The sequence below is a fragment of the Streptomyces sp. GC420 genome (assembly GCF_009916105.1).
In the GTDB taxonomy this organism is placed as follows: domain Bacteria; phylum Actinomycetota; class Actinomycetes; order Streptomycetales; family Streptomycetaceae; genus Streptomyces.
The window spans coordinates 1-2,285 of sequence record NZ_JAAAXQ010000673.1; the positions used below are offsets into that span (position 1 = coordinate 1).

General features: G+C 75.0%; 1 protein-coding gene. It reads left to right on the forward strand.

Annotated features, from left to right (window positions below; genetic code table 11):
* Positions 1–140: 140 nt before the first annotated feature.
* On the forward strand, positions 141–2,282 hold the full coding sequence (locus tag GUY61_RS37675; protein ID WP_166634786.1) for a phage holin family protein: 2,142 nt from the start codon (positions 141–143) through the stop codon (positions 2,280–2,282).
* Positions 2,283–2,285: the final 3 nt, after the last annotated feature.

Genomic DNA, 2,285 nt, shown 5'->3' on the forward strand with positions numbered 1-2,285 from the left:
TCCCGGGGCAGCGGGGGGGGACGCGAGGCGTGAGGGCCGGGCCCCGCGACGCCGCCCCGCCCGTGCTTCCCGGCCGCTGTGCCACGCTGGTGAGCGGGCCCGGGTGTGCGGACGGGCCGGGACGCGAGGTGAGCGGGGCTGTGAGGACGAGGCGGTGGCGGCGGGTCGGCGGCGCCGTGTTCCGGGTGATCGTGGTCTGGGTGGTCAGCACCGTCACCATGCTGGTGCTGGCCGGGATCCTGCCCGACTTCCAGATCCAGTCGGACAGCGGGGACAGCGCCACGGTCATAGCCGTCACCGGGGCGGTCGGGGCCGGGGCCTTCGGCCTGCTCAGCGCCCTGGTGTGGCCGCTGCTGGTGCGCGCGCTGCTGCTGGTGCCGGCCCTCGTCCTCGGCCTGCTGGTCTTCTTCCTCAACGGCTCGCTGCTGTGGCTCACCCTCGCCCTGATCCCGGACGGGCGCGGCGAGGCCGATCCCGAGACGGCGGTGCTCGTGGCCGCCGTCATGTCCGCGGTCGCCTCGGCCACCTCCACCGGCCTCGCGGTGCGCGACGACGACGCGTACCGCCGCCGGCTCTACCGGCTCTCCGACCGCAGGCGCCGCCGGGGCGGCGCACCGCCCGGCGCCACCGAGCCGCCGGGGCTGCTCCTCATCCAGCTCGACGGCGTCGGCCACGATGTGCTGCGCGACGCCCTCGAACCACGGCGGCGCCCCGGCCGGCGCGCCGGGGAACCGCTGATGCCGACCGTCGCGGGCTGGCTGAGCGGCGAGTGCCCCACCCACCGTCTCGTCCCCTGGTACACCGACTGGTCCAGCCAGACCGGCGCCAGCCAGCTCGGCATCCTGCACGGCAGCAACTTCGACGTGCCCGCCTTCCGCTGGTACGAGAAGGACACCCACACCCTCATGGTGTGCAACCGGCCGAACAGCGCGGCCGAACTCCAGCGCCGCGCCGTCGCCCGCACCGGCGACGCCGGGCTGCTCGGCGTCAACGGCGCCAGCCGCGGCAACCTGTTCAGCGGCGGCGCGCAGCAGCTCGCCCTGGTCCTGTCGATGGCCGCCAGGCGCGGCAGGCACACCCGCTCGCGCGCGGGCTACTTCGCGTACTTCTCCGACCCGGCCAACGCGGTACGCACCGCCGTCTCCTTCCTCGCCGAGGTGTTCCGCGAGATCGGGGAGGCCGTGGGCGCCCGGCTGCGGCACGAGCGGCCCCGCGTGGGGCGCGGCGGGCTCTACCCCTTCATCCGGGCCTTCGCGACCGTCGTCGAACGGGACGTCGTCGTCTCCGCGGTCATGGGCGACATGCTCGCCGGACGCAGCGTCGTCTACGCCGACCTCGTCGCGTACGACGAGGTCGCCCACCACTCGGGCCCGCACAGCCGCGACGCCGACAGGGTGCTCAGGCGGCTCGACCGGTCCGTCGAGCTCATCGCCAAGGTCGCCGACCACGCCCCCCGCCCGTACCGGATCGTGCTCCTCTCCGACCACGGGCAGAGCCCCGGAGAGCCCTTCGCCGGCCAGTACGGACTGACGCTGACCGACCTGGTACGGGCCGGCTGCGGGCTGCCCGTGTCCCGGCGAGCCCAGCGCACCCGCAGCGGGGCCGAGGCCCGCGAGGCGGTGCGGGCCGCTCTGCACCGGCCCGAGGGCCAGGGCGCGGCCGACCGCACGCAGGTGCCGGCCGTCCGCGGTTCCGAACCGCTCGTGCTCGCCTCCGGCAACCTCGCGCTGATCTCCTTCTGCGACGTCCCGGAGCGGCTGAGCAGGGAGGAGATCGACCGCCGCCACCCGGCGCTGCTGCCGACCCTCGCCAACCACCCGGGCATAGGGTTCCTGCTGGTGCGCAGCGAGGAGCACGGCTCGCTGATCCTCGGAGCGGGAGGCACCTCGGTCCCCCTCACCGAGGCCCGCGACGGCGAGGGCCCGCTGACCGGCTTCGGCCCGGGCGCGGCCGACGCCATCCGGCGCACCGACTCCTTCCCGCACGTCGCGGACATCATGGTCAACTCCGCGTACCACGCGGACCACGGCGAGGTTCATGCCTTCGAGGAGCAGATCGGCTCCCACGGCGGCCTCGGCGGCGACCAGTCCCGACCCTTCCTCCTTCACCCGGCCGACCTGTCCGCCCCGGTCGCGGAGGGCGGGCGCCTGACCGGCGCGGAACGGATACACCGGGTCCTGCGCGGCTGGCTCCGCGAATGCGAGGGTCCCGACATCCCCGTCCATTCCCTGGAACCTGACGAGGCATCCGTGGCGACGGAAGAACCCCGCAAGACCGCCTGACCC